20 protein-coding genes are annotated in these 24230 nt (G+C 66.1%); 19 read left to right on the forward strand and 1 reads right to left on the reverse strand.

Translation table 11 applies throughout. The annotated features are described in order from the left end of the window. Positions 1 to 13: 13 nt before the first annotated feature. The 19 genes from C7435_RS14595 to C7435_RS14685 all read left to right on the forward strand — a co-directional run bounded on the left by C7435_RS14595 (position 14) and on the right by C7435_RS14685 (position 21407). Positions 14 to 682: a phage/gene transfer agent baseplate hub protein gene (locus C7435_RS14595; protein ID WP_121212254.1), complete on the forward strand. Its 669-nt coding sequence runs from the start codon at positions 14 to 16 to the stop codon at positions 680 to 682. Continuing rightward, entirely contained in the window at positions 679 to 1179 is a 501-nt protein-coding gene (locus tag C7435_RS14600) for an NlpC/P60 family protein (protein ID WP_121212255.1), read from the forward strand. Before C7435_RS14595 ends, C7435_RS14600 begins: the two co-directional genes overlap by 4 nt. Then, a complete protein-coding gene (locus C7435_RS14605) occupies positions 1161 to 4925 on the forward strand; it encodes a baseplate multidomain protein megatron (protein ID WP_121212256.1) in 3765 nt (1254 codons plus the stop codon). The genes C7435_RS14600 and C7435_RS14605 overlap by 19 nt, the downstream gene beginning before the upstream one ends. 76 nt (positions 4926 to 5001) lie before the next feature. Then, entirely contained in the window at positions 5002 to 5919 is a 918-nt protein-coding gene (locus tag C7435_RS14610; RefSeq protein WP_121212257.1) for a DnaJ C-terminal domain-containing protein, read from the forward strand. A 64-nt stretch (positions 5920 to 5983) separates the two neighbouring features. Beyond that, entirely contained in the window at positions 5984 to 6355 is a 372-nt protein-coding gene (locus C7435_RS14615) for a PepSY domain-containing protein (RefSeq protein WP_121212258.1), read from the forward strand. A 9-nt stretch (positions 6356 to 6364) separates the two neighbouring features. Continuing rightward, on the forward strand, positions 6365 to 7042 hold the full coding sequence (locus C7435_RS14620) for a response regulator transcription factor (RefSeq protein WP_075191010.1): 678 nt from the start codon (positions 6365 to 6367) through the stop codon (positions 7040 to 7042). Continuing rightward, complete coding sequence (locus C7435_RS14625; protein ID WP_075191009.1) at positions 7039 to 8424, forward strand: sensor histidine kinase; 1386 nt, start codon at positions 7039 to 7041, stop codon at positions 8422 to 8424. The genes C7435_RS14620 and C7435_RS14625 overlap by 4 nt, the downstream gene beginning before the upstream one ends. 114 nt (positions 8425 to 8538) lie before the next feature. Beyond that, on the forward strand, positions 8539 to 9846 hold the full coding sequence (locus tag C7435_RS14630; protein WP_075191008.1) for a hypothetical protein: 1308 nt from the start codon (positions 8539 to 8541) through the stop codon (positions 9844 to 9846). Positions 9847 to 9905: 59 nt separating this feature from the next. Then, the gene (locus C7435_RS14635; RefSeq protein ID WP_121212260.1) at positions 9906 to 10562 is read left to right on the forward strand and encodes a DUF938 domain-containing protein; all 657 of its coding nucleotides are present in this window, start codon (positions 9906 to 9908) and stop codon (positions 10560 to 10562) included. Next, complete coding sequence (gene ccmE, locus C7435_RS14640) at positions 10562 to 11032, forward strand: cytochrome c maturation protein CcmE (RefSeq protein WP_233350796.1); 471 nt, start codon at positions 10562 to 10564, stop codon at positions 11030 to 11032. Before C7435_RS14635 ends, ccmE begins: the two co-directional genes overlap by 1 nt. Positions 11033 to 11108: 76 nt before the next feature. Next, a complete protein-coding gene (locus C7435_RS14645) occupies positions 11109 to 12338 on the forward strand; it encodes a bifunctional alpha/beta hydrolase/OsmC family protein (RefSeq protein ID WP_121212262.1) in 1230 nt (409 codons plus the stop codon). A gap of 118 nt (positions 12339 to 12456) precedes the next feature. Then, entirely contained in the window at positions 12457 to 13971 is a 1515-nt protein-coding gene (locus C7435_RS14650) for a Do family serine endopeptidase (protein ID WP_083635194.1), read from the forward strand. A 19-nt stretch (positions 13972 to 13990) separates the two neighbouring features. Continuing rightward, entirely contained in the window at positions 13991 to 14662 is a 672-nt protein-coding gene (locus C7435_RS14655; RefSeq protein ID WP_075191003.1) for a response regulator transcription factor, read from the forward strand. A gap of 6 nt (positions 14663 to 14668) precedes the next feature. Then, on the forward strand, positions 14669 to 16102 hold the full coding sequence (locus C7435_RS14660; RefSeq protein ID WP_121212264.1) for a sensor histidine kinase: 1434 nt from the start codon (positions 14669 to 14671) through the stop codon (positions 16100 to 16102). A 115-nt stretch (positions 16103 to 16217) separates the two neighbouring features. Continuing rightward, entirely contained in the window at positions 16218 to 19103 is a 2886-nt protein-coding gene (locus C7435_RS14665) for a bifunctional [glutamine synthetase] adenylyltransferase/[glutamine synthetase]-adenylyl-L-tyrosine phosphorylase (RefSeq protein ID WP_170150489.1), read from the forward strand. Between the two features lie 72 nt (positions 19104 to 19175). Further along, positions 19176 to 19745, forward strand: coding sequence for an EF-hand domain-containing protein (locus C7435_RS14670; protein ID WP_143743060.1), 570 nt, complete (start codon positions 19176 to 19178; stop codon positions 19743 to 19745). 29 nt (positions 19746 to 19774) lie between these two features. Further along, positions 19775 to 20452: an RNA polymerase sigma factor gene (locus tag C7435_RS14675; RefSeq protein ID WP_083635217.1), complete on the forward strand. Its 678-nt coding sequence runs from the start codon at positions 19775 to 19777 to the stop codon at positions 20450 to 20452. Next, positions 20452 to 20862: a hypothetical protein gene (locus C7435_RS14680; protein ID WP_147422716.1), complete on the forward strand. Its 411-nt coding sequence runs from the start codon at positions 20452 to 20454 to the stop codon at positions 20860 to 20862. Before C7435_RS14675 ends, C7435_RS14680 begins: the two co-directional genes overlap by 1 nt. Then, complete coding sequence (locus tag C7435_RS14685; RefSeq protein WP_121212267.1) at positions 20859 to 21407, forward strand: periplasmic heavy metal sensor; 549 nt, start codon at positions 20859 to 20861, stop codon at positions 21405 to 21407. The genes C7435_RS14680 and C7435_RS14685 overlap by 4 nt, the downstream gene beginning before the upstream one ends. Before the next feature lie 28 nt (positions 21408 to 21435). Here C7435_RS14685 and C7435_RS14690 read toward each other — a convergent pair whose 3' ends face one another. After that, positions 21436 to 24171: a PAS domain-containing sensor histidine kinase gene (locus C7435_RS14690; RefSeq protein WP_233350797.1), complete on the reverse strand. Its 2736-nt coding sequence runs from the start codon at positions 24169 to 24171 to the stop codon at positions 21436 to 21438. Positions 24172 to 24230: the final 59 nt, after the last annotated feature.

A 24230-nucleotide genomic window follows, 5' to 3' on the forward strand; every position in this document is an offset into this window, starting at 1 on the left:
CAAGGAGGTGTTCATGCGAACCATCCCGACGCCGATACAGGCGGCGCTGGACAGCGGCGTGTCCTGTCTGTGCCAGTGCTGGATCGTGACCCGAACCGATGGCGCCCGTTTTGGCTTCACCGATCATGATCGCGATCTCGTCTTTGCCGGTGTGACTTGCCGTGCCGGTACCGGGTTTGGCAGTGGCGACATGGCGTCCGCGACCGGTCTGGCACCGGACCAGGCTGGCGTGGTTGGCGCGCTTGATGATGCGGTTTTGCGCGAGGCGGATCTTGAAGCCGGGCTGTGGTCCGGCGCCCGGGTCGAGGTTTGGCGGGTCGATTGGTCGGCCGATCCACCGCTTGGCGTGAAGACCGGCCAGGGCGAGCTGGGCGAGATCCGGGCCGTTGATGGCCGTTTCGAGGCCGAGCTACTGGGCTTGTCGCATCGCCTGTCACGGCTGACCGGGCGGGTCTTTGCCCGGCGCTGTGATGCGGAACTGGGCGATGCGCGCTGCGGCGTTGATCCCGGTCATCCCGGTTTTGCGGGCGGCTGTGACAAGGCCTTTGCCACCTGCCGCGACCGTTTCGCCAACACGCTCAATTTTCGCGGCTTTCCGTGGATGGTCGGCAATGACGTGCTGCAGGCCTCGCCGGCCGGAGACGCGGTGCGCGACGGCGCCTCGCGGGGGCTGGGCGGATGAGGCGGGCGAAACGGCGCCGCCCGGTTTCGGCGCGCGCCCTGGCCCTGGCCGAAGCGCGACGCTGGATCGGTACGCCCTATCACCATCGGGCCAGCTGTCGTGGCGCCGGTTGTGATTGTCTCGGCCTGCTGCGCGGCATCTGGCGGGCGCTGAATGGCGCCGAGCCGCAAGCCGTGCCGGCCTATGAGCGCGACCTTTCCGATGGCAGCTGGGACGGCGCCTTGCTGGCGGCGGCCCGGCGCCATTTTTGCGAAATCGACAAACAGGCGGTGCGGCCGGGCGATGTGCTGTTGTTTGCCGTCGAGCCGGGCGGCGCGGCGCGTCATTGCGCCGTGCTGTCGCAACGCGGCCGCATCATCCACGCCTATTGGCATCGCAGCGTCGTCGAGACGGCGCTGACGCCGTGGTGGCGCCGCCGCCTGGTTGCTGCCTTCGCCTTTCCCGACCTGCCTGACACCGAACCGAGCGAGGAGGCAATATGGCCGATCTTGTCCTGACAGCCGGTCGCGCGGCCCTGCAAACCGGTCTCGCTTTGGCCCGTTCGGCCCTGCCCATGCTGGGTCAGGCTGTGGCCGGTGCCGCGGTCAATGCGCTGTTGCCCGGACGTGAGGGGCCGCGCCTGGTTGAGCTGCCGGTCCAGACTTCGACCGATGGCGCTGCCATGCCACGCTTGTGGGGGCGGGCGCGTCTGGCCGGTCAGGTGATCTGGGCGGCTCGTTTTACTGAACACGCGCAAACCTCCGGCGGCGGCAAGGGCGGGCCGAAGGAGACCGGGTTTTCCTATTCCATCTCCTTCGCCGTCGGCCTGTGTGAGGGCGTGGTTTCCGGGATTGGCCGGATCTGGGCCAATGGGGCACTGCTTGACCAGTCGCGCTTTGCCGTGCGCTGGCATGACGGGGCGGAGGACCAGTCACCGGACCCGCTGATCACCGCGATCGAGGGCGATACGGCGCCGGGATTTCGCGGCACCGCCTATCTCGTCTTCGAGGATTTGCCGCTGGATGAATTCGGTCACCGCATCCCCAATCTCTCGGTGGAAGTGTTTCGCGGGGTCGGGGCGGACGGGCTGGAGACGCAGGTCCGCGGCGTCAATCTCATCCCCGGTTGCGGCGAGTTTGCCCTGTCGCCCGAGCCGGTCATGCGGCTGGACGGACCCGGCGCCGAGACGCCGCTCAATCGCAACAATTCGCGCGGCCTGACTGATGTCATGGCGGCATTGGATGATCTGGAACGCGATCTGCCGGCCTGCCGTTCGGTGCAGATCGTGCTGGCCTGGTTCGGCACGGATCTGCGGTGTGGTGCCTGTGAAATCCGTCCCGGCGTCGAGGATCGCGAGACCCAGACCCGGCCAACCGCCTGGTCTGTTGCCGGCGCCGATCGCGACAGCGCCTGGTTGATCGGCCGGGTCGACGGGCGGCCGGTCTATGGCGGCACGCCGGATGATGCCGGCGTGATCGCCCTGATCAAGAGGCTCAAGGCGCGCGGTTTCCGCGTTACCCTCTATCCCTTTATCCTGATGGATATCGCGGATGGCAATGATCTGCCCGACCCCGATGGCGGCAGCGGTCAGCCGGCCTATCCCTGGCGCGGCCGCATCCGTCCGGTCGGCGGCGGCGTGGCAGCGCAGATCGCCGATTTTTTCGGGACGGCCGCCGCGAGCGATTTCAGCGTTGCGGGCGAGATGGTCAGTTATGGCGGCCCGGCGATCTGGCGCTATCGCCGCTTCATCCTGCATTGCGCCGCCCTCGCCAAGACGGCGGGTGGGGTTGATGGCTTCCTGATCGGCTCGGAAATGGTCGCGCTGACCACCGCCGGTGCCGACGAAGCCTATCCGGCGGTTGCCGCCCTGTGCGATCTCGCGGTTGAAGCGCGCAGCCTGCTCGGTCCGGCGACCCGGCTGTCCTATGCCGCGGACTGGAGCGAGTATCATGGCCATCAGAGCGGCGGCGGTGCCAAGATATTCCATCTCGACCCGCTATGGTCGCATCCCCAGATCGACGCCGTGGCGATTGATTTTTATATCCCGCTGGCCGATTGGCGTGATGGCGACGGGCATCTCGACACAAGCCTCGCCGCGACCCCGCATGACCGCGCCTATCTCGCCAGCCGGCTGACCGGCGGGGAGGGGTATGACTGGTATTATACCAGCCCGGCCGATCGCGAGGCGCAGCTGCGCACGCCGATCCTGGATGTTGGCCATGGCGAGGACTGGGTCTGGCGTTACAAGGATCTCGTCGGCTGGTGGTCGAACGCCCATCATGACCGGCCCGGCGGTGTGCGCGATGCCAGTGCGACCGGCTGGGTGCCGATGTCGAAACCGGTCTGGCTGACCGAGCTGGGCTGTCCGGCGGTCGACAAGGGCGCCAACCAGCCCAATGTCTTCATCGACCCGAAAAGCTCCGAGAGCGCGCCGCCTTGGTATTCCAATGCCAGCCGTGATGATCTGATCCAGCGCCGCTATCTGGAATGCATGCTGGCGCACTGGCAGGATGTGGCGGCCAACCCGGTCTCACCGGTCTATGGCGGGCCGATGGTCGAGCCCGACTGGTGCGCGGTCTGGGCCTTTGATGCCCGACCCTGGCCGGACTTCCCGGCGCGCTCGGAGATCTGGTCGGATGGCGGCAATTGGCGGCTCGGGCATTGGCTCAATGGCCGCGCCGGCCTGGTCCCGGTCGCCCGCATCATCGACGAACTGGCCGACGCCTCGGGCCTGACCGAAATCGACACCAGTGCGGTCCACGATCTGGTCGCCGGCTATGTCGTCGACCGACCGATCGCGGCGCGCGACGCGTTGGCGCCACTGGTTACGCTGCTGGGGCTGGATGTGATCGAGGGCAATGAGGTGGTCGGTTTTCGCTCGGCCGCACCTGTCACCGACGGCCTTACCCTGACCGACCCGGTCGCGGCGGAGGCAGGCAGTGTGACGCGGCATTATCCGGCGCCGCTTGATCTCATCCGCGATGTCCGCTTGGGCTTTTACGATGACCGATCGGCCTATCGCCTTGGTCACGCCTTTGCCCGCGACACGTTCGGCACGGTTGAGAGCGCAACTCTGAGCGTGCCGGTCATCGCCGATGCTGACACCGCGCGGCGCTGGTGCACAGACTGGCTGGCAGCGGCGCAGAACGAGGCGGAACGGCTCGACCTGATCCTGCCGCCCGCCACGCTGGGGCTGGAGGCTGGTGATGCGATCACCGTGTCGGGCACAGTGTGGCGGATCGCGTCGCTGGACGGCGATTTTGGCCGCACGGCGCAGCTGGTCCGTCCCGGCGGGCGTCGGCTGACCGTCGCGACCGGCGAGGCGGGGGTGGACGCGACATTGCCCGGACCGGCGACCCGGCCGGCGCTGGAGGTTCTCGACCTGCCGCTGCAATCGGGCGAGGCGCGGGACGGGCCGCTGGTCGCCGCCTGGTCCAAACCCTGGCCGGGCGCCATTGATATCTCGCTGGCCGGTCAGACCCGTCTGCGATTGACCCGACCGGCGCGGATGGGCCGGCTGGTTGAGGCGTTGGCGAGTGGACCGGTCGGGCGCTGGGACCGCGCCGCCCGTCTCGACATCGCGCTCGATTGGGGGCCGCCCGACAGTCTCGATGAAATGACGGTGCTCGGTGGTGGCAACCGGATTGCCGTCGAAGCCGAGCCGGGCGTCTGGGAGGTTGTCGCGTTCAGCGACGCCGAACTGGTCGCACCGGGCCAATACCGGCTCACCGGATTGCTGCGCGGTCTGGGCAGCAGTGTCGCGCGCACCGCCGCGGCCGCGGCGCGGGTGGTGATCCTCGATGCCGCCTGTCAGCCCCTGATGCTGGCACCGCATGAGCGTGGTGTGGCGCTGGACGTCGCTGCCGTTGCCGCAGGGCGCTCGCCGCTGGACGAGGCCGCAAGCGTGCGCACGATCGCGCCTGTTGTGGCTGACCTGACGCCGCTGCCGCCGGTCCATCTTTCCCTGACGCGGACCACCGACGGGGTCGAACTGGACTGGATCCGGCAGACCCGGATCGGTGGTGATGACTGGTCGGCACCGGAGGTGCCGCTTGGTGAGACGGTTGAGGCCTGGCAGGTCGAACTGGAGGCGGACGGCGAGACAGTCCGCCTGGACGATATCGGTGAGACCCGGTTGACGCTCATGAATGCTGTGCTGACAGCGTATTTCGGCGCCTTGCCGACGCATTTGACGGTACGGGTGGCGCAGGTGTCGGCGCGGCTTGGCGCCGGGGCGGTCGCGACCGCTGAGGCCGACCTGTGAGGCCCGCTTTGATATCGTCGGCAAAGCCGCTTACATGATGCCTGACCTTCACAGCCGGAAGGATTGACGGACAGGCATGACGGGCATGGACGATCCCTACAAGACGCTTGGCGTTTCCAAAACGGCGACGGCCGACGAGATCCGCAAGGCCTATCGCAAGCTGGCCAAGGAACTCCATCCTGATTCCAATCCCGGCAATGCCGCCGCTGAGGAACGTTTCAAACACGTCTCGCAAGCCTTCAAATTGCTCTCCGACCCGGACAAGCGGGCTGAGTATGACGCGGCCGCGCGGGCCGGTTTCCATCCCGGCATGGGTGGCATGGGCGGTGCGGCCGGTGGCAAGCCGTTCAATTTCCGGCAATCACGTCAGGCTGGGCGCGGCGGGTTCGAGGACATCTTCTCGGACCTCTTCACCGATTTCGGTGCCCAGGGCGGCGCGCGTCGCCAGCAGCAGGCGCCGCGCAAGGGGGCCGACATGCGCCAGAGCCTGACCGTCGATTTCATGGAAGCGGCCCATGGCGGCAAGCATCGTGTCTCCCTGGCCGGCGGCCGGACACTGGATGTCGCCGTGCCGTCCGGTGCTTCGGACGGACAGGTGCTGCGTTTGCGCGGTCAGGGCGAGCCGTCCGCAAGCGGTGGCCAGCCCGGTGACGCGTTGATCGAGATCCGGGTTGCCGAGCACAAATATTTCTCTCGCGCCGGCGATGATGTTCGCCTCGAACTGCCGATCAGCGTCAAGGAAGCGGCGCTGGGGGCCAAGGTGCGGGCGCCGACGATTGACGGGCCGGTCGATGTCCGGGTGCCGCCGGGGTCGTCCACGGGCACACTGTTGCGGCTGCGTGGCAAGGGATTTGCGGGCGCCAAGGGCAAGCGGGGCGACCAGTTGATCCGTTTGATGGTGGCCCTGCCACCCAGCGATGAGGCGCTCAAGGCCTTTCTCGAGACATGGTCGCCGCCGGACGGTTATGATCCGCGCAAGGGCTTGCGCTCGTGACGGTGATGTTTTGGTAGTAAGTTGTTCAGCACGGGTTCAGGGGGATCCCGTCAGTGTGAGTGTCATGTTGAGACATTTGATCATCCTTGCCGGCGCCCTGAGCGTCATCGCGGCCCCCGCCCAAGCCGACGATTCGGTGGCATCGGCGACGCTGTCGTCCGCCGCGTTGTCGGTGGCGCAGCCGGCTGGCTATGCCAGCCTGCAGGATCGCTATTCTGCTCCGGAGGCCCGCAATGCGCGCCGTCAGGGTGATGTGGTGCCGGCGCTGCGTGTGATCGCGGAAGTGCGTCGTCGCTATCCCGGCGCCGATGTGCTGGATGCCGAACTCGAGGGCGGTGCGTCACCGCGCTATGTGATCAAGATTCTCACCCAGGATGGTCGCCGCGTTGATGTGGTTGCCGATGCCCGCACCGGGCAGATACTCTTTGAACGATAGGGGGAGTGCATGCGCGCGCTTGTTGTTGAAGACGATCCGGACCTGAACCGCCAGCTTGGCCGGGCGCTGGAAGATGCAGGCTATGCCGTGGACTCCGCCCTGGATGGCGAAGACGGGCATTTCATGGGGGATACCGAACCCTATGACGTGGTCGTGCTGGATCTTGGCCTGCCCAAGATGGATGGTGTCACCGTGCTGGAACGCTGGCGCCAGGAAGGCCGGGACTTCCCGGTCCTGATCCTGACCGCGCGCGACCGCTGGTCGGAAAAGGTCGCAGGCTTTGACGCCGGTGCCGATGACTATCTCACCAAGCCTTTCCATACCGAGGAATTGCTGGCCCGCATGCGCGCGCTGACCCGCCGCGCCGCCGGTCACACCACTGCGACAATCGAGTGCGGCGGCCTGTCCATCGACACCCGTGGCGCCCGCGTTTTCATCGATGGCGCGCCGGTGAAGGTGACCTCGCATGAATTCCGCATGCTGTCCTATCTCGCCCACCACCAGGACCGCGTGATTTCGCGCACCGAGCTGGTCGAGCACATCTATGACCAGGATTTTGATCGCGACAGCAACACGATCGAGGTTTTTGTCGGTCGTTTGCGCAAGAAGATCGGCACTGACCGGATCGAGACCGTGCGCGGTCTGGGTTATCGGCTGGTTGATCCGGTGGCGCGCCCGGTTTCGTGAAACGCCGCGCCTCCCTGGCTTTCAGACTGTTTGCCGGCGCCGCCGCTTGGGCGCTGGTCCTTCTGCTGCTGGGCGCGGTGGCGCTGACGACCCTCTATCAACGCTCCGTCCTGCGGACGATGGACGACCGGCTGGCCAGCGTCGTCGAGGCGCTGGTTGCGGCTGCCGAGACCGATCCCGGCGGCGGCATCGTGCTCGCCCGGCGACCGTCCGACCCCGCTTATGACCGGGTTTTCTCCGGTCGATACTGGCAGATCATGGACGGGCCGGAGATGGAGGGCGGCGGGCATCAGGCACTCGTGGTCTCGCGCTCGCTGTGGGACGAAGTCCTGGCGCCACCGGATGCGCTCCTCGCCTCGGCCCTGGCCACGCCGGGCCAGATCATTTCCTTTGATACCAAAGGCCCGAGCGGCGAGCCCCTGCGCCTGACCGCGCAGGCGGTGCAATTGCCGGCCCGGGCCGACATGGTGATCATGATGGCAGCCGAGGATCGCGAGGCTGCGGACCGCGATGTCCGCAATTTCGCCATCACGTCCGGCATCATGTTTCTTGGTTTTGCGACGGCCATTGCGGCCGGTGTTTTCTTCCAGGTCCGGATCGGCCTGGCGCCGGTCCTGCGCATGCGCACCAGCGTCGCGGAAGTGCGTGAGGGCAATCAGGAACGTGTCGATGGCGAGTTTCCGACCGAACTTCAGCCCCTGGCCGACGAACTCAACGCCATGCTCGACCATTCACGCGAATTGGTTGAACGTTCGCGCACCCATGTCGGCAATCTGGCGCATGCGCTGAAAACCCCGATCGCCGTCTTGACCAATGAGGCGCGAACCTCGGAAGGGGCGCTGGCCGACATGGTCCAGCGCCAGACGGGCGTGATGACTGAACAGGTGGAGCACCATCTGCGTCGCGCCCGGGCCGCGGCCCACGCCAAGGCGGTCGGTGCGCGCACCCCGCTCGGCCCGACCGTTGGTGACCTGGCGCGGACGCTGGAAAAGATCAATGCTTCGCGCGGCATCCGCATCACCACCGAGGTCGAGGACGATCTCCATTTCAAGGGCGAACGCCAGGACCTTGAGGAAATGATCGGTAATCTGATGGATAATGCCTGCAAGTGGTCGGGTGGCGAAGTGCGGGTTTCGGCCTGTCGCACGGCGCCGCGTGAGCTGGCGGTCACCATTGAGGATGATGGTCCCGGACTGGACCCGGACGAGTGCGAAGCCGCGCTGCAGCGGGGTGTTCGGCTCGACGAACAGGCGCCGGGCTCGGGACTTGGGCTGGCAATTGTATCTGACCTTGCCAAAGCTTATGATGGAGAACTCAGCCTGTCGAGATCAGAATTGGGAGGCTTGGCGGCCCGTATTGGACTTCCGGCGACTGGGCGCTAAACGCTCATTAACCTAAGTCGTTGAAGACTAGGGTCAGCAAAAAACTGTGTATCCTAGACCATGGCAAAACTCTCGCCTTCCCAGCGAGCCAAACTCGAAGCGCTCTGGCGCAGCATGCCCGAACATATGCGGGCGACGTTGCGGGCGACAACGAAGGCGGCCGCACCGAGCGACCCCGCTTCGGCCTTGCTCAGCACGATATTTGCCGAGCTGGATGAGGCGATGCGCAAGCCGGCCGGTGATCTGGCGAAGGCCTATGTGCTGGCGCCCTTGCGGCCGTTGGTCGGCGAGTCCGGCATCATCCCGCCATCGCGCTTTCGCTTCACCACCGAAGACCTGTCGAAGATCTGGGGCTGGATGGGGCGACATCTGGCCAAGGACATGGTCGAGACTGCCAAGAAGTGCAAACGACCGGAGAGTGATCCGATCTGGTTTGAGTTCCGGCGTCAGGCCGGGGCTGCACTGGCTGAAGCCGTGCACAAGGCCGACCGCGTTCCCAAGGACATGACAGCCCTGCTCAAACGCTTCGGCGGCGAGGGGCGGGCGATGCTCTCGGATGCAATCGTCTTGCTGAATAATTGCGAAGAGATCGCCGGGGCGATGGCGGAAGTGCCGGAGAAGATCGAGGATTTTGATGACGACCTGTCCCTGACCGTCAAGCGGCTGCACGAGACCATGCATGAGAGCAATGCCGAGGCGGCCTTGTGGGTGTTGCTGTTGACGATGGGACGGCTGGAAAGCCCGTGGCAGATATTCCGTGTCGTCAAGCGGATCGGTCGCCGGGATGATGATCTGGTCGTGTCCAAGACCGAACTCGCCGCCGTCGGTGATGCCGTGCTCGGTGATACCGGCTATTTCGCGGCCCGCCTCAAACAACCCCCGCAGACGCTGGAAGAGGCCAAGGCCTGCTATCTCGTCTTTGACCGCTTTGTCGCCTTCTCGACCGGGATGACCGCCGAATTCGGCATTCGCAAGGATGGCCGCTGGGGCCGGTCCCTCTTCGGGTTGCGGGCCGAGGCCTCGACCAATGTCGAGAAAATCCTCGCCAAGGTCCCCCTCGCGCTTGACGCCGGCCTGCCGGAACCACGCCGTGGTCGCAGCGGCCGGGTGATCCCGGCGCAAATCCCGCCCGAGGCGGCGATCGACAAGGCCGAAGGCCTGCTCTACTTCCTCGGCAAATGCCGCGAACACGCGACCGCCGCCGCCATCGCTTCGACCCAGAAACGAATCGCGGATGCGGCCGAAAAACGCATGCAGGAAGCCGGCGAGATGCTGGTCGATCTGGTCGCCACCAGTGAGGGCCAAAACCGCACAACTGCCCAGGACGGGCTGGACATCACCGTGCGCCTGATGCTGGCCGCCGGTTGTGATGAAGCGGCCTCCTTGCTGCGTCGCCGTGGCGTCGCCGCCGCCGCGGCATAGCGTCCCGCGCCGCGCCTGGCAGCTTGCCTCGAGCCGCGCAGACACGTAATTCCCACCGCATGAGCAAACCACCCGGATCACCGATCGCGCTGGAACAGCGGACTGCCACTGACGACCGGCTGCATTCGCCCAGTGCGGGCCGCAATCGCGATGCCATCGCCGCCGTCCTAGCCGATGTCCTGCCGCCGGACGCCGAAGTGCTCGAGATCGGATCGGGGACGGGCGAACATGCCGTGGCGGCTTGTCGGGCGCGTCCCGATATCCGCTGGCAACCGTCCGACCCGGACCCGGCCTCCCGGGCCAGCCAGGCGGCGTGGGCCAGCGAAGCCGATGGTGCGATCCGGCCGCCTTTGGCGATCGATCTGCTGGATCCGCAAACCGTCGCCGACCTTCCCCCGTTCGACGCGTTGGTCTGCATGAATGTCATCCATATCTCGCCTTGGGGTGTGGCCGAGGCGCTGGCCGCGCTTGCCGGGCGCGCGCTGAGGCCGGGCGGCTGTGTCATGCTCTATGGCCCCTTCATGGAAGGCGAGGCAACCGCGCCGTCCAACCGCCAATTCGATGCGTCGCTGAAAGCCCGCAACCCGGCCTGGGGCGTGCGGGCGCTGGACGATGTCGTCGCGCTGATGGCGGGCCACGGCCTCGCCCTCAACCAGCAAATCGCCATGCCGGCCAATAATCTCTCCCTCATTTTCAAACCTTCGGAGCCGCGCTGATGCGTCACCGCAATCGCCGCCTCGCCACCATCGCCGTTGCCGGAATCGTTCTCAGCATCGCGGTCGCGCTCGGCTTCCTGGCGGTCGGCAATGCCATCGTCTATTTTTATTCGCCCAGCGAGATCGCCGAGGCCCATCCCGGCACCGAGGCGCGGATCCGGGTCGGCGGGCTGGTGCTTGAGGACTCTGTGGGCGAGACCGCCGACGGGGCCGTGCAATTCGTGATCACCGACCGGGTCGAAAATGTTCAGGTCGTCTATGACGGTCTGCTGCCGGACCTGTTTCGCGAAGGCCAGGGCGTGGTCGTCGAAGGTCAGTTCAACCTGGCAGGCGTGCTGCAGGCCCGCAATGTCCTGGCCAAGCATGACGAGACCTATATGCCGCCGGAAGTCGCCGAGGCCCTGCGCGAGGCGGGCGTCTGGCAGGGTGAGGGCGAAGACATGACGGCAGGCGCGCCCGACAGTCGCTGACGGGATTGTCAGCGCCGCGTGTGTTGTGTTCGTCTCCTGATGACTTACCTGATGGGAAAGTCGAAGGAGACACGGCATGGCACGATCTGAACGCGTGACCTTTACCGGCGCGCTGGGCGAGACGCTGGCGGCGCGGCTTGAACGGCCGGCCGGTCCGCCGCGGGCGCACGCCCTGTTCGCGCATTGCTTTTCCTGCTCAAAGGACATTCTCGCCGCCAGCCGGATCGCACGCCGTTTGACGGCCGCCGGCTTTGCGGTTCTGCGCTTTGATTTCACTGGGCTGGGTCAGTCCGAGGGTGATTTCGCCAACACCAATTTTTCCTCCAATATCCAGGACCTGGTCGCGGCGGCGCGTTATCTGGAATCCGAACATGCGGCGCCGGACTTGCTGATCGGTCATTCCCTGGGCGGCGCGGCGGTGATCGCTGCGGCGGCGCGATTGCCGTCGGTCAAGGCTGTCGCGACGATCGGCGCTCCGGCCGATGCCGAACATGTCACCCGCCAGTTCGCCGACAAGGTCGAGACCATTGCCCGCGACGGCGTCGCCGAGGTTTCGCTGGCCGGTCGCCCGTTCACGATCAAGAAGCAGTTCCTTGATGATATTGCCGGCCACAGTCTGGAAGACGCCGCCGCCGACCTGCGGCGACCGCTGCTGATCCTGCATTCGCCGATTGATGAGGAGGTGGGTGTCGAGAACGCTTCGCGCCTCTTCGGTGCGGCGAAACACCCCAAGAGCTTTGTCAGCCTTGATGATGCCGACCATTTGCTGCGCGACGAGCGTGATGCGCTCTACGCCGCCGACGTCATTGCCGGTTGGGCGACGCGCTACGTGCTCGCTCCGGCACCGGCAGCGCCGACACCGGGGCCTGCGGGTACGGTGATTGTCCGCGAGACCGGGCGCGGCAAGTTCGAAAACCATGTCGTCGATGGTGATCATGTCATGATCGCTGACGAGCCGGCTTCGGTCGGCGGTTTCGATGCCGGCCCGTCGCCCTATGGTTATCTCGCGGCCGCACTGGGCACCTGCACCGCCATGACGCTGCGCATGTATGCCGACCGCAAGGACCTGCCGCTGGAGCGGGTGACGGTGGGCACGTCCCACGAGAAGGGGCATGCCGAGGATTGCGAGGCCTGTGCCGATGGCCAGGAACGGCATGTCGATATTTTCGAGCGCGAGATCGTTCTGGAAGGCGCGCTGGACGCGGCGCAGAAGGCCCGCCTCCTGGAGATCGCCGACAAATGCCCGGTCCATCGCACCCTGCACAATCCTGTCGTCGTGAGGACCCGCCTGAAAGATGACGGGTAAATTACCGGTTGTAATGTTATTGTAATGTTTGAGACACGCCGCGTTTAATCCCGCCGCGTGATGTTCGAGCCGTATTCGCAATGAACCCGTACTTGTAATGGAAAGGTCGTCGATACCCATGATTTCGGTTGATCGCATGCGCCGCCTTGGCGGTGTTTCGCTTCTGGCGCTCTCCGCGCTGGCTGCAGGAAGTCTTCTGGACCGCTCGATGGGCGAGGCCCACGCCTTCCAGTCCGCCGGCCAGCCGCCATTGGCGGCTGCGGTTCCGGCCGGGGCGCCGATGTCCTTCGCGGACCTCATTGAAAGCGTCAGCCCGTCCGTGGTCACGGTCCAGGTGAGCGGGACGGTCGACATGGCCCAGTTCGGCGGCGGTGACGGCCCCGACATGGACAATCTGCCGCCGCAAATGCGCGAGTGGCTGGAGCGCCAGTTCGGTGGCCAGCGGCCGCAGCCGCAGCCGCGGCAATCGCTCGGTTCCGGCTTTTTCATCAGCGCTGACGGTTATCTGGTCACCAACAACCACGTCGTGGCCAATGCCGACGAGATCACCATCGGCATGTCTGACGGTGAAGAATTCCCGGCCCGTGTCATCGGTACCGACCCGCAGACCGACCTGGCGCTGCTGAAGGTCGATTCCGACGTCGATTTCCCCTTTGTGCGCCTGGAAGAAGACCCGCAATATCGCGTTGGCGACTGGGTTGTCGCGGTCGGCAATCCGTTCGGCCTCGGCGGCACCGCAACCGCCGGCATCATCTCGGCCATTGGCCGGCCGATCGGCAATTCGACCTATAACGACTTCATCCAGGTTGATGCCCCGATCAATCGCGGCAATTCCGGTGGCCCGACCTTTGATCTCAACGGCAATGTGATCGGTGTGAACTCGCAGATATTCTCGCCGACCGGCGGCAATGTCGGCATCGGTTTTGCCATCCCGTCCGACGTCGCCGCCCGCATCATCGCTGACTTGCGTGATGATGGCCGCGTCGCGCGCGGCTGGCTGGGTGTGTCGATCCAGAACGTCACCGACGATATCGCCGAAGCCTTGGGACTTGAGGGCACGACCGGCGCCATCGTCAGCTCGATCGTTGAGGGCGGCCCTGCCGACCAGGCCGGTTTCGAGCGCGAGGATGTGGTGCTGGAAGTCGATGGCGAAACGGTTGACGGATCGCGAGATCTGACCCGCCGCATCGGCAATATCCAGGCTGGCGAGGAGGTTCGTTTCCTGGTCCTTCGCGATGGCCGTGAACATACGGTCCGCGCCCGTCTCGGTGATCGGCCAGGCGAGCAGGAATTGGCCAGCATGAGTTCGGTCGACCAGGTGGCGCCGCGCACAGCCGTGTTCGGGATGTCGATGGCGCCCTTGGCCGAAGAGGACCGTGAGGTCCGGGGGCTGGCGCCGAACGTCACGGGTGTCGTGGTCGATGAGGTTGAACCGGGCAGCGAAGCCGCCCGCAAGGGTGTGCTCACCGGTGACATCATCCTGGAAGCCGGCGGCGAGCCGGTCGACAGCGCCGACGCCCTGCGTGTCATCGCCGATGAGGCACGTGAAGACGGTCGCAGCGCCATCCTGCTGCTGGTCCAGGGGCGTGGCGGTCAACGCTATGTCGCCCTGCAACTCGGCGATGCCGACTAGAGAAAAAAAGGAGATCGGGGTGCGCATTCTGATCGTTGAAGATGACCGCGAAGCCGCCAGCTATATCCGCAAGGGGCTTCGCGAAAGCGGCCATGTGGCCGACCATGCCGGCGACGGCGAAGAGGGTCTGGAAATGGCCCGCGCTGCGGAATATGACGTGCTCGTCGTTGACCGCATGATGCCGCGCATGGACGGGCTTTCGATGGTCGAGGCGCTGCGCGCCGACGATGATCGCACCCCGGTTCTCATTCTCTCCGCCCTCGGCGAGGTCGATGACCGTGTCGAAGGTCTCAAGGCCGGCGGCGACGATTATCTGGTCAAGCCCTACGCCTTCGCCGAATTGCTGGCCCGCGTCGAGGCCCTGGCCCGTCGCCGGGATCCGGACACGGTTCGCACCAAGCTGGTGGTCGGGGATCTGGAAATGGACCTGCTGGCCCGCACCGTGGTGCGCGAGGGCGAGGAAATCCTGCTTCAACCGCGTGAATTCCGCCTGCTGGAATTCCTCATGAAGCATTCCGGTCAGGTCGTGACCCGCACCATGCTGCTGGAAAAAGTCTGGGACTATCATTTCGACCCCCAGACCAATGTCATCGACGTCCATATTTCGCGCCTGCGCTCGAAGATCGACAAACCCTTCCCGCGCTCGCTTCTGCACACGGTGCGCGGAGCCGGCTACCGCCTGCAGGCCTGATCCGGCATGCAGGCGCGTGGGGCTGCCTTCCTGAGAACAACGGCCTTCCGGCAGACCCTTCTGTCGGCGGCCCTGTTCGCACTCGCGAGTTTTGTCACGCTGGGCTTCGTTTATGCGGCCTCGGCCGGCATGGTGCTGCGCCGTGCCGACGCGGCGATCAATGAGGAAGTCGAACAGCTCGATGCCAGCTTCCAGGCCGGCGGCATCCGTACGGTCAATCGCTACATCCTCGAGCGTACGGTCGGCGGCGGGGCGGACTATCTCTATCTGCTGGTCCATCCGTCCGGTCGCAGCCTGTCAGGAAACCTGACCTATCTGCCGGATGTACAGCCGGATGATGAAGGTCGCGTGCAGTTCACCTATCGCCGGCCTGCTGCCGGTGACCGCGATGATGCCGACGGCAAGGATGATCGCACGGCGCGCGGCCGGATCATCGACCTGCCGTCCGGTTATCAGCTCTATGTCGGTCTTGATGTCGACGAGGAAACGCGTCTCGTCTCGCGCATGCTCAACACTATCCTGGCGGCTTCGGCGCTGGCTCTGGCGCTGGGCGTGGCGGCGGGCATTTTCGTCAGTCGCCGTTTCGTGCGCCGCCTCGACCGCATCAACACCGTGGCGCGGCGGGTCAAGGCGGGCGATCTTCAGCCTCGTGCGCCGCGCAATTTCACCGGCGACGAACTCGACGAGCTGTCCGAGAATTTCAACAACATGCTCGACCGGGTCGAGGCCTTGATGCACCGCATGCGTCATACCGGTGACAGTATCGCCCATGACCTGCGCACGCCGCTGACGCGCATGCGAAACCGGCTCGACGAGGCTTTGCGGGAAGACGGTGACCGCCAGTCGCGCGAGCAGGCGCTCGAGCGGGCCGTCGCCGATACCGACGAGCTCCTGGGGATTTTCAACGCCATCCTGTCCCTGTCGCGCCTGGAAGCCGGTGAGAGCCGGGCCTCGATCCAGCGCCTCGACCCGGCCGATATCGCCTCCGACCTGGCCGAGCTTTACGAGCCGGTCTGCGAGGATGAGGGCCTGGCCTTTGCGGCCGAGATCCAGACGGGTCTGATCCTGCTGGGTGATCGCGGCCTGTTGTCACAAGCGCTCGCCAACATTCTCGATAATGCGGTGAAATATACGCCGGCCGGCGGCGCAGTGACCCTGCGCCTGCGCGAGACCGGCGAGGGCAAGATCGAATTCTCGGTCACCGATACCGGGCCCGGGATTCCCGACAGCGATCGCGGGCGGGTGACCCAGCGTTTCGTTCGACTCGACAATTCACGCACCAAGCCGGGTTCCGGCTTGGGCCTGTCCCTGGTCCAGGCCATTGCCGACGTCCACAATGGCACGTTCGAACTGGGCGAGGGACCAGGCGTTGTCGCCGACGGCCATGGCGCCGGCCTGCGCGCCTCGCTCTGCTTCCCCAAGGCGCCAGCGGGAAGCTGATCCGGCGGGCTGTGTGCTACGGAAAATTATTTCGTGGTGCAGAGGATCAGGAAAATTTGCGATTGGTGGCTTCGCGCCCTTCACCCGAACCGCGGATCGGGCCAACTTGCCCGTCATGACCGAAGCCGACACGCAATCCAGCCCCACCCTGCCGGCCGGCCTGGCGCCCTTGCCGGGACGGACGCCCGGTGCCGCTGCGCATGTGATCGCGGCGCTTCCGGAATCTGTGCGCCAGGCGGTTGCGCCGGTCGAGGCCTTTCTTGACACCGTGTTTGCGGCTGCGCCCTATCTCGCCCGGCTGGCCCAGCGGCGACCGGACACGCTGGCCGCTTGCGTGATCGAGACGCCGGACCGCCTGATCGGGATGGCCATCGATAATCTTCGCATCGCGGGGGCCGGGGCGCCGGATGTCGGTGAACTCGATATCGCCCTGCGCCAGGCCAAGAGCGACGCCCACCTGGTCACCGCGCTGGCGGATTTGGCGGGGGTCTGGGGTGTACGGTCCGTCACCGGGGCCATGACCCGGCTGGCGGACGCTGCCCTGCAGGCGGCCCTGCACGCCCATGTCCGCTTTCTCGCCGAACAGGGCCGTGCCCATCCGGTCGATGATCCGGAGAATCCGCTTCCCGGTGTGATCCTGCTCGCCCTGGGAAAGATGGGCACGGGTGATCTCAATTATTCCTCAGATATCGATCTGGTCGCCGTCTATGATGCCGAGGCCTTGTCCCTGCCCGACAGCGAGGAGCCGCGGCGGCGTTTGCCGCGCCTGATCCAGTCCGTGGTCAAATCGCTGCAGGACGTCACGGCAGACGGCTATGTCTTCCGGGTTGATCTGCGGCTTCGGCCGGATCCCGGTGCGACCCCGGTCATCATCTCGACCGATGCGGCGCTGAACTACTATGAGAGCCTCGGCCAGACCTGGGAGCGGGCGGCCTGGATCAAGGCCCGGGCCAGCGCCGGCGACACCGCCGCCGCAGCGCGCTTTCTTGCGCACATGCAACCCTTCATTTGGCGTCGCTCGCTGGACTACGCCGCGATCGACGACATCCGGGGCCTGGCGCGGCAGATCCAGACGGTCGGACGACGGGCCGAAATCCGCCCGGCCGGACATGATCTCAAACTCGGGCGTGGCGGCATTCGCGAGATCGAGTTTTATGCCCAGATCCCGCAATTGGTCTTCGGAGGTCGTGACGAACGGGTGCGGGCGCCGGCGACCCTGGCAGCGCTTGAGGCGCTGCGCCAAACCGGTGCGGTGGATGCGGACGTCGTCGCTTCGCTGTCGGCCGATTATTGCGACCTGCGCAGCTGGGAACACCGGGTGCAGATGCGCCAGGACGAACCCAGCCAGACCGTGCCGCTCGATGACGATGATCGTGCCGACCTTGCCGCCCTGGCCGGATTTGTCGACCGGGCTGCCTTCGAGGCGGCGGTCGAGGCCTGCCTGCAGCGGGTGCACGGGCATTTCTCTGACCAGTTCGAGGATGACGAGGCGCTGGCTTCGGAAGCGGGTTCGCTGATCCTGACCGGGGTTGAGCCGACACCGGACACGATTACCACGCTGGAAACGCTGGGTTTTTCCCAACCTGCCTCGGTCTGGGCCACGCTCAATGGCTGGGCCGCGGGGCGGGTGAGGGCGGTGCGCTCGACCCGGGCGCGGACCCTGTTTGCCCGTATCGCGCCACAACTGGTTGATCGCATGGCGGCGACCGGCGAGCCGGATGCGGCGATGACGCGCTTTGCCGCCTTCTTCGAAAACCTGCCGATGGGGGTGCAACCGCTCTCCCTGTTGTCCAACGAGCCGGGACTGGCCGCCGACCTGATCGGTATTCTCACGCTTGCGCCGCGACTGGCTGCCGATCTGGCGCGGCGTCCGGCCTTGCTCGATGCCATGCTGGACGAGCGCTTTTCGGTCCCGCTCGACCAGGATGCACCGGGCAGTTTTCGCGATGGGTTGGGCGAAGCCCTGGCGCGGGCCGGTGATTATGAGGCGGCGCTCAACGCGGCGCGCCGCCGGGTGCGTGAGGAGCGCTTCCGCATCGGCACCCAGATCCTCAAGGGGACAGCGAGCGCGCAAAGCGCCGGTGTCGCCTATTCGGCCATGGCCGACGCCACGCTCGCGGCCATGGCGCGGGCCGCCCAGGACGAGACCGAGCGCCGTTACGGACCGATGCCGGGCGAGGGGGTGATCCTGGGCATGGGAAAGCTGGGCGGCCGCGAACTCGCCGCCGACAGCGATCTCGACATCATGATCATCTATGACGGTGACGATACCGCGCCAGCCTGGTTCGGCCGGTTTGCCACCCGCATCATCAGCGCCCTGTCGGCGCCGACCGAGGAGGGCGAGCTCTACACGGTCGACATGCAATTGCGCCCGTCGGGCAAGGCGGGACCGGTGGCCGTCTCGCTGGCACGTTTTGACAGTTACTACCCGCACGAGGCCTGGACCTGGGAGATGATGGCCCTGACCCGGGCCCGCATCATCGCCGGCGACGGACCGCTGGCGCGGGCGGTTGAGGCGTCGTTCGAGCGGGCGCTGTGCCGACCGCGTGACGCCAAGGGGGTGCGGGACGACGCTTTGGCGATGCGCCGCCGTCTCGCCGAAGCCAAGCCGCCACGGTCGGACTGGGACCTCAAGGCACGGCCGGGCGGTCTGCAGGACATTGAATTCATCGCCCAGACCCTGCAACTCATCCATGCCGGCAAAGCCGATGTGTTGCGCGCTTCGACCGCGGACGCGCTGACGGCGCTGGGCGAGGCGGGCATCCTGCCGGCCGGTGAGGTCAAGCTGCTCACCGAAACCCTGCAGCTCGAACTGGGCGTGTTGCAGATGATCCGCTGTGCGCATGGCTCGGGCTTTGACCCGGCCCAGGCCAGCAGCGGTTTCGCGGCCCGTCTCGCTGAACTGGCCGGCTGTCGCAAGATCGAGGCCCTGTCGGCGGCCCTCGGGACGCGCATGGCCGAGGTCCGCAAGGTGTTTGGGCGGCGGGTCGGAAAAATGTGACGCCGCCGCGACGGATATCCGCCGCTGTCCCGTTCTACTCACAGCGAGGCTTTGAACGACAAGGACGACGTCATGAAAACTTCCAGACTGATTATACTGATGAGCTCGACCTGCCTGTTGCTGGCCGGTGCCGTGGCCCAGGCCCAGGGTCCGGGCGGACGCCATGGCGGTGACCGCCAGGGTGGTGGCCATGGTGCCGGCGGCGCCCATCGTGCGATGAGCATGTTGCGCGCGGCCGATGCCAATGGCGACAACACCATCACCCGGGCCGAGGTCGATGCCTTGCAGGCGGAAATGTTTGCCTGGATGGATCGCAATGGCGATGGCTATCTCGATAGCGCCGATGCGTCGCCGGTCCGGCAACGTCTGCGGGCGCAGCGCGAGGCGCGGGCCGATGAGGGCGAAGGCAATGACCGTCGCCGGCATCGCCGCGGATCGCGCCGCGGCGGCGGTGAAGGTGAAGGCCCCGGCCGCCGTTTCGACACTGATGAGGATGGCCGGATCTCCCGGGCCGAATTCCTTGGTGGCGAGAACCGGCTCTTTGCCCGGCTCGACAGCGATGAGAACGGCTCGATCACGCCGGACGAGCTGGACGCGGCTGTGGAACAGCGACAGGATCGCCGGCATTGGTGGCGGAACTAGCGGTTTCGCTGATGTTCGACGGACACGGTATGAAGACTGACGAACCGGCTGCTGCCGGAACCCTGTCGGGCCGTGTCCGCGAACGGTCGCTACCCGTCACCCCGGCTCCGGCCGGGGTGCGGGCGGCGGAGGATCGCCTGATGGCGCGTATCGGCGCTGGCGACCGCGATGCGGCGCGCGAGCTGATGGCGGCCAACATGTCCCGCATCCTCGGTCTCGCCCGGCGCACGCTGGGTGATCCGATGGAAGCCGAGGATGTGGCGCAGGAAACTTTCCTGCGGGTGTGGAACGCCGCCGGACGCTGGCAGCCGGGTCAGGCCCGGGTCTCCAGCTGGGTCTGCCGGATCGCGCTGAACCTTTGTTATGACCGGCTGCGCAAGCGACGCGAGATACTGACGGATGCCGTCCCCGAGCGCGCCGACAGTGCGCCCGGTCAGGATGCCCGGATGGAACAGGCGGAAAGCGGCAATCGCGTCGCTGCCGCTGTGGCGCAATTGCCGGAGCGCCAGCGCCAGGCACTTGAATTGGTTCATTTCCAGGAAATGAGCAATATCGAGGCGGCGGACATCATGTCTGTGAGCGTCGATGCCCTCGAATCCCTGCTGGCCCGTGGCCGGCGCAAGCTCAAGGCCGTGCTTCTGGGCGATGCGCCCGATCTGATAGCCAGCTATGCACAGGGCGGTAACGCCCGTTACGGTGACGAATGATGACTGAGGAACGCTTCTTTCGAATTCTCGAGGTCTATGGCGCCGATCCGGCCCGCTGGCCTGATGATGAGCGTGCCGCGGCACAAGCCTTCGCGGCGAGCCACCGCGCGGGCGTGCTCGAGGCGACCAGTGATGAAATGGTACTGGATGAGCTGCTCGACCGGTTGGTTGAACCGGTGATCGAGGCACCGCTGCTGGAGCGCCGTCTGCTGGCACAATTGCCGGTGCCGACCGGCCTGCCGGCCTGGATGGCCCCGTCGGCGATCGCGGCCGCACTCCTGGTCGGTGTCTTTGCCGGCTTTGCCAGCGGTGCGCTGACCGGAACCGGGGCCGATACCGACATGATCTACGCCGACGCTTTCACCGGATACGAGCAGGATTGGGTTGACTGGCTGGGAGAGGACGCATGAGACCGGCGCTCCCCTGGATCATTGCCCTGGTTGGGTCCGTCCTGATCAATGGCGCCCTTGTGGGCTATCTGGTGCATCGAAGCACCGATGGTCCGCGTTGGCAGCTGCGGCAGGAATACGAGCCCGGGACGCCGCCCCGCGGTGGTCCGACCGGCCGTGGCGGGTTTGACCTGCGCGGTTTTGTCGAAGCCCTCCCTGATGAGGCGCGTGACGAGGCGCGGAGCCGCCTGCGCGACAGCTTTGCCGGGATGCGCGATATCGTCGGTGAGGGCCGGGACGCCCGGCGCGAATTGGATGCCCTGCTGGTTGCCGAGGAATTTGACGCCGATGCGGTCGCTGCGGCCATGGCCCGGATGCGGGAAAGCCAGCGGACGATGGAGGCGCGCATCGAAGCGGTTGTTCTCGACGTCGTCGCCGGACTTGATGCCGAAACCCGGGCCGCAGCGCTCCAGGCCGGTCGTGACCGGATCGGGCGTGAGGCACGGGGACGACGCGGACCCCGCCGTGATCGTCGCGACGAACCCCGGCCGCCTGCCGGGCAATAACGCCGCGACAGTCGAAATGGATGGATGATTATTCGCCGGCCGCGAAGCGGGCCGGCGTTTCGCTGTCGACGAACTCATCATCCGCATCAAAGCCGTCATCGCTCTGAAGACCCGCTGACAGGCCGAGCGGTGCGTGGGTGTCGACATCCGCCTCGGCGCTGACGTCGTCGCCGTCAATGTCGGCATCGGACCCGCCGGTGACCTTGCGGATGGCGTCGCGCGGGATCGGCTGGTCCTGGCTGATCGGCAGAACGATGGACACCGTCGTGCCTTCACCCAGCGTCGACTCGATCGACAGTGTGCCGCCATGCAGTTCGATCAGGGACTTCGACAGGGCGAGGCCAAGACCGGAGCCCTGGAAGCTCTTGGAATGCTGGCTCTCGATCTGTTCGAAGGGGCGGCCGAGGCGCGGCAGGTCGTCCTTGGCAATGCCGATGCCGGTATCGGAGACCTGGAAGGCGACGCCGAGGCCGGACAGGAAGCCGCGTATGGTGACCCGGCCCCCTTCGGGCGTGAACTTCACAGCGTTCGAAACCAGATTGATCATGACCTGTTTGAAGGCGCGCGGATCGACTTCGATCTCGGGCAGGTCGGAAACATCGGCACGCAGTTGCAGCCGTTTCTCCTCGGCCCGGCCACGGACAATGCGAATACTCTGCTCGACCAGCTCGCTGGCATCGGTCGGTTCGGGCTGAAGCTGCATCTTGCCGGCTTCGATCTTCGACATGTCGAGAATGTCGTTGATCAGTTCCAGCAGGTGACGGCCGGAGGACAGGATGTCCTTCATGTAGCCGACATAGCGGTCATCCCCGAGCGGACCGAACATTTCCTGCATCATAATTTCGGAGAAGCCGTTGATCGCGTTCAGCGGCGTGCGCAGCTCGTGACTCATGTTTGCCAGGAATTCGGACTTTGACCGGTTGGCTTCCTCGGCGCGGATCTTCTCTTCCTCGTACTTCTTGGCGAGGTCGGCGATGCGGGCCTGCGAGCGTTTGACGTCGTCGACGGTCTTGCGCAGCTGGGCTTCGTTCTCGGTGAGGGCGGCCTCATGGTGTTTCAGGTCGGTGATGTCGGCACCCACCGAGACCAGGCCGCCATCGGCGGTCGGGCGGTCGGAATAGTGCAGCCAGCGGCCATTCGACAGCTCGATCTCATAGGCAGCCTTGCCCTCGGTGCCGCCATGAACGGTCTTGATGGCCCGGGCGGCAGCCTGTTCGACGGCTTCATAGCTCATGCCGGGCTTGAGCATGCCTTCGGCGAAGTCGAACAGGTCACGGAATTTGCGGTTCCACAGCACCAGGCGCTGACGGCTGTCCCAGAGGACAAAGCTTTCCGACATCGATTCCAGTGCCGCGCGGAGCCGGCTCTCGGCGGCGGCGACGCGGGCCTGGGCGCCCTTGCGCTCGGTGACGTCGATGGCGACGCCGACGATGCGGGTGTGATTGGCCTCGCCGCCCGGCAGGATGCGACCGCGCATCTGCAGCCAGACCGGTGACCGTGCCGCGAGGACTTCATGGTCGACTTCGGCACCGGCCGGGGCACCGCGCATGGCCGCGCGCAGCCGCTCGCGGTCCGGCTTGGAAAAGAGTTGCAGGAATTGCTGGCCGCTACATTCGATGGCGGCGTCCAGTCCCAGGATCCGGGCCAGGCTGTCCGTGACGAAGACCGTGTCGGCCTCCGGATTCCAGTCCCACACGCCGCAGCGTGCGCCTTCGATGGCGACGCGGAAGCGTTGTTCATTGTCTTCCAGCTGCTGCCGTGTCGAGCGCAGACGACCCATCTGCATGAAGACCAGCGCACACAGGCCGAGCGCGACGAAGATCGGGGCGATGAACATCAGCCCGTAAAAGGAGATGGTCCGGTACCAGGCGTTCTGGTTGATGCGCATCGCGCCAAGGGCGTAGACGCGCAATTCCGTGCCGGTGATCGGGGCCACGGCGAAGGTCACGCGTTCCTCACCGAAGCGGGCATCGGATGTGGCACCGCCGCCACCCTCGGCCAGGGCGTCGATATAGCCCGGTTGCAGCCCGAAGCGTTCGGCCAGCTGGGTGCCGGCGCGAGCGCTGGGCATGCGTGGACGGATGGCCAGCATGCCGCCGCCGGCATCGGCCAGCGCGACAACGCGGTCATCGCCCCAGTCAGGCAGCGCGGTTTCGGTGCTCAGACGGGCCACGAAAGCGCCGACCGTGCCGTCGCCCAAGGGGGCCGGAACGGCCAGCACCAGATAGGCCGCATTGCCGGACACGTCGGACGTCAGGCCAGAGGGCGCATCGAGTGCGGCGCCGGCAATGTCACGCAGGCCATCGACCGGCGTGCCGTCGGCGATCACCTGGCCACCGGGCAGTAGCAGGGCAATGTCCGCGACGAGTTCGGACCCGCCGATCGCGGCGAGGCGGGCGCGAGCCAGGCCCTCAACCGCGTCCGGTGCGGCGTCACGCAGGTCGGCGGCGGCAAAGGCGAGGGCGTAGCGGGCTTCGGCAATCCGCGCTGTCACGCGCTCGGCCAGATAGCCGGCCGCATTGGCCTGCGAGCGCTCGGCCTCGGTGATCAGGATTTCGCGTTCCTGCTGGATCTTGACCAGCAGGATGCCGCCATAGGCCAGGGTGAACAACACCATGGCGAGAATGATCCACATCGCGCCGCTGGCCCGCTTGCTGGCCGGTTTTTCGGGCTTCGGATTGCGGTCGCGCGCCTGCCCTCCCCGGGAAGGGGATTTGACCACCCTGTCCAGGGACGGGCGCTGATCGAACCGCATCTGATTCATTGTCTCAAACTAAGGTGCGTCGGCGGCCCGTGTCGACCGGCCAAGGCGGGCTTTCAAAC

It is taken from the genome of Maricaulis maris, assembly GCF_003634045.1.
GTDB lineage: Bacteria > Pseudomonadota > Alphaproteobacteria > Caulobacterales > Maricaulaceae > Maricaulis > Maricaulis maris.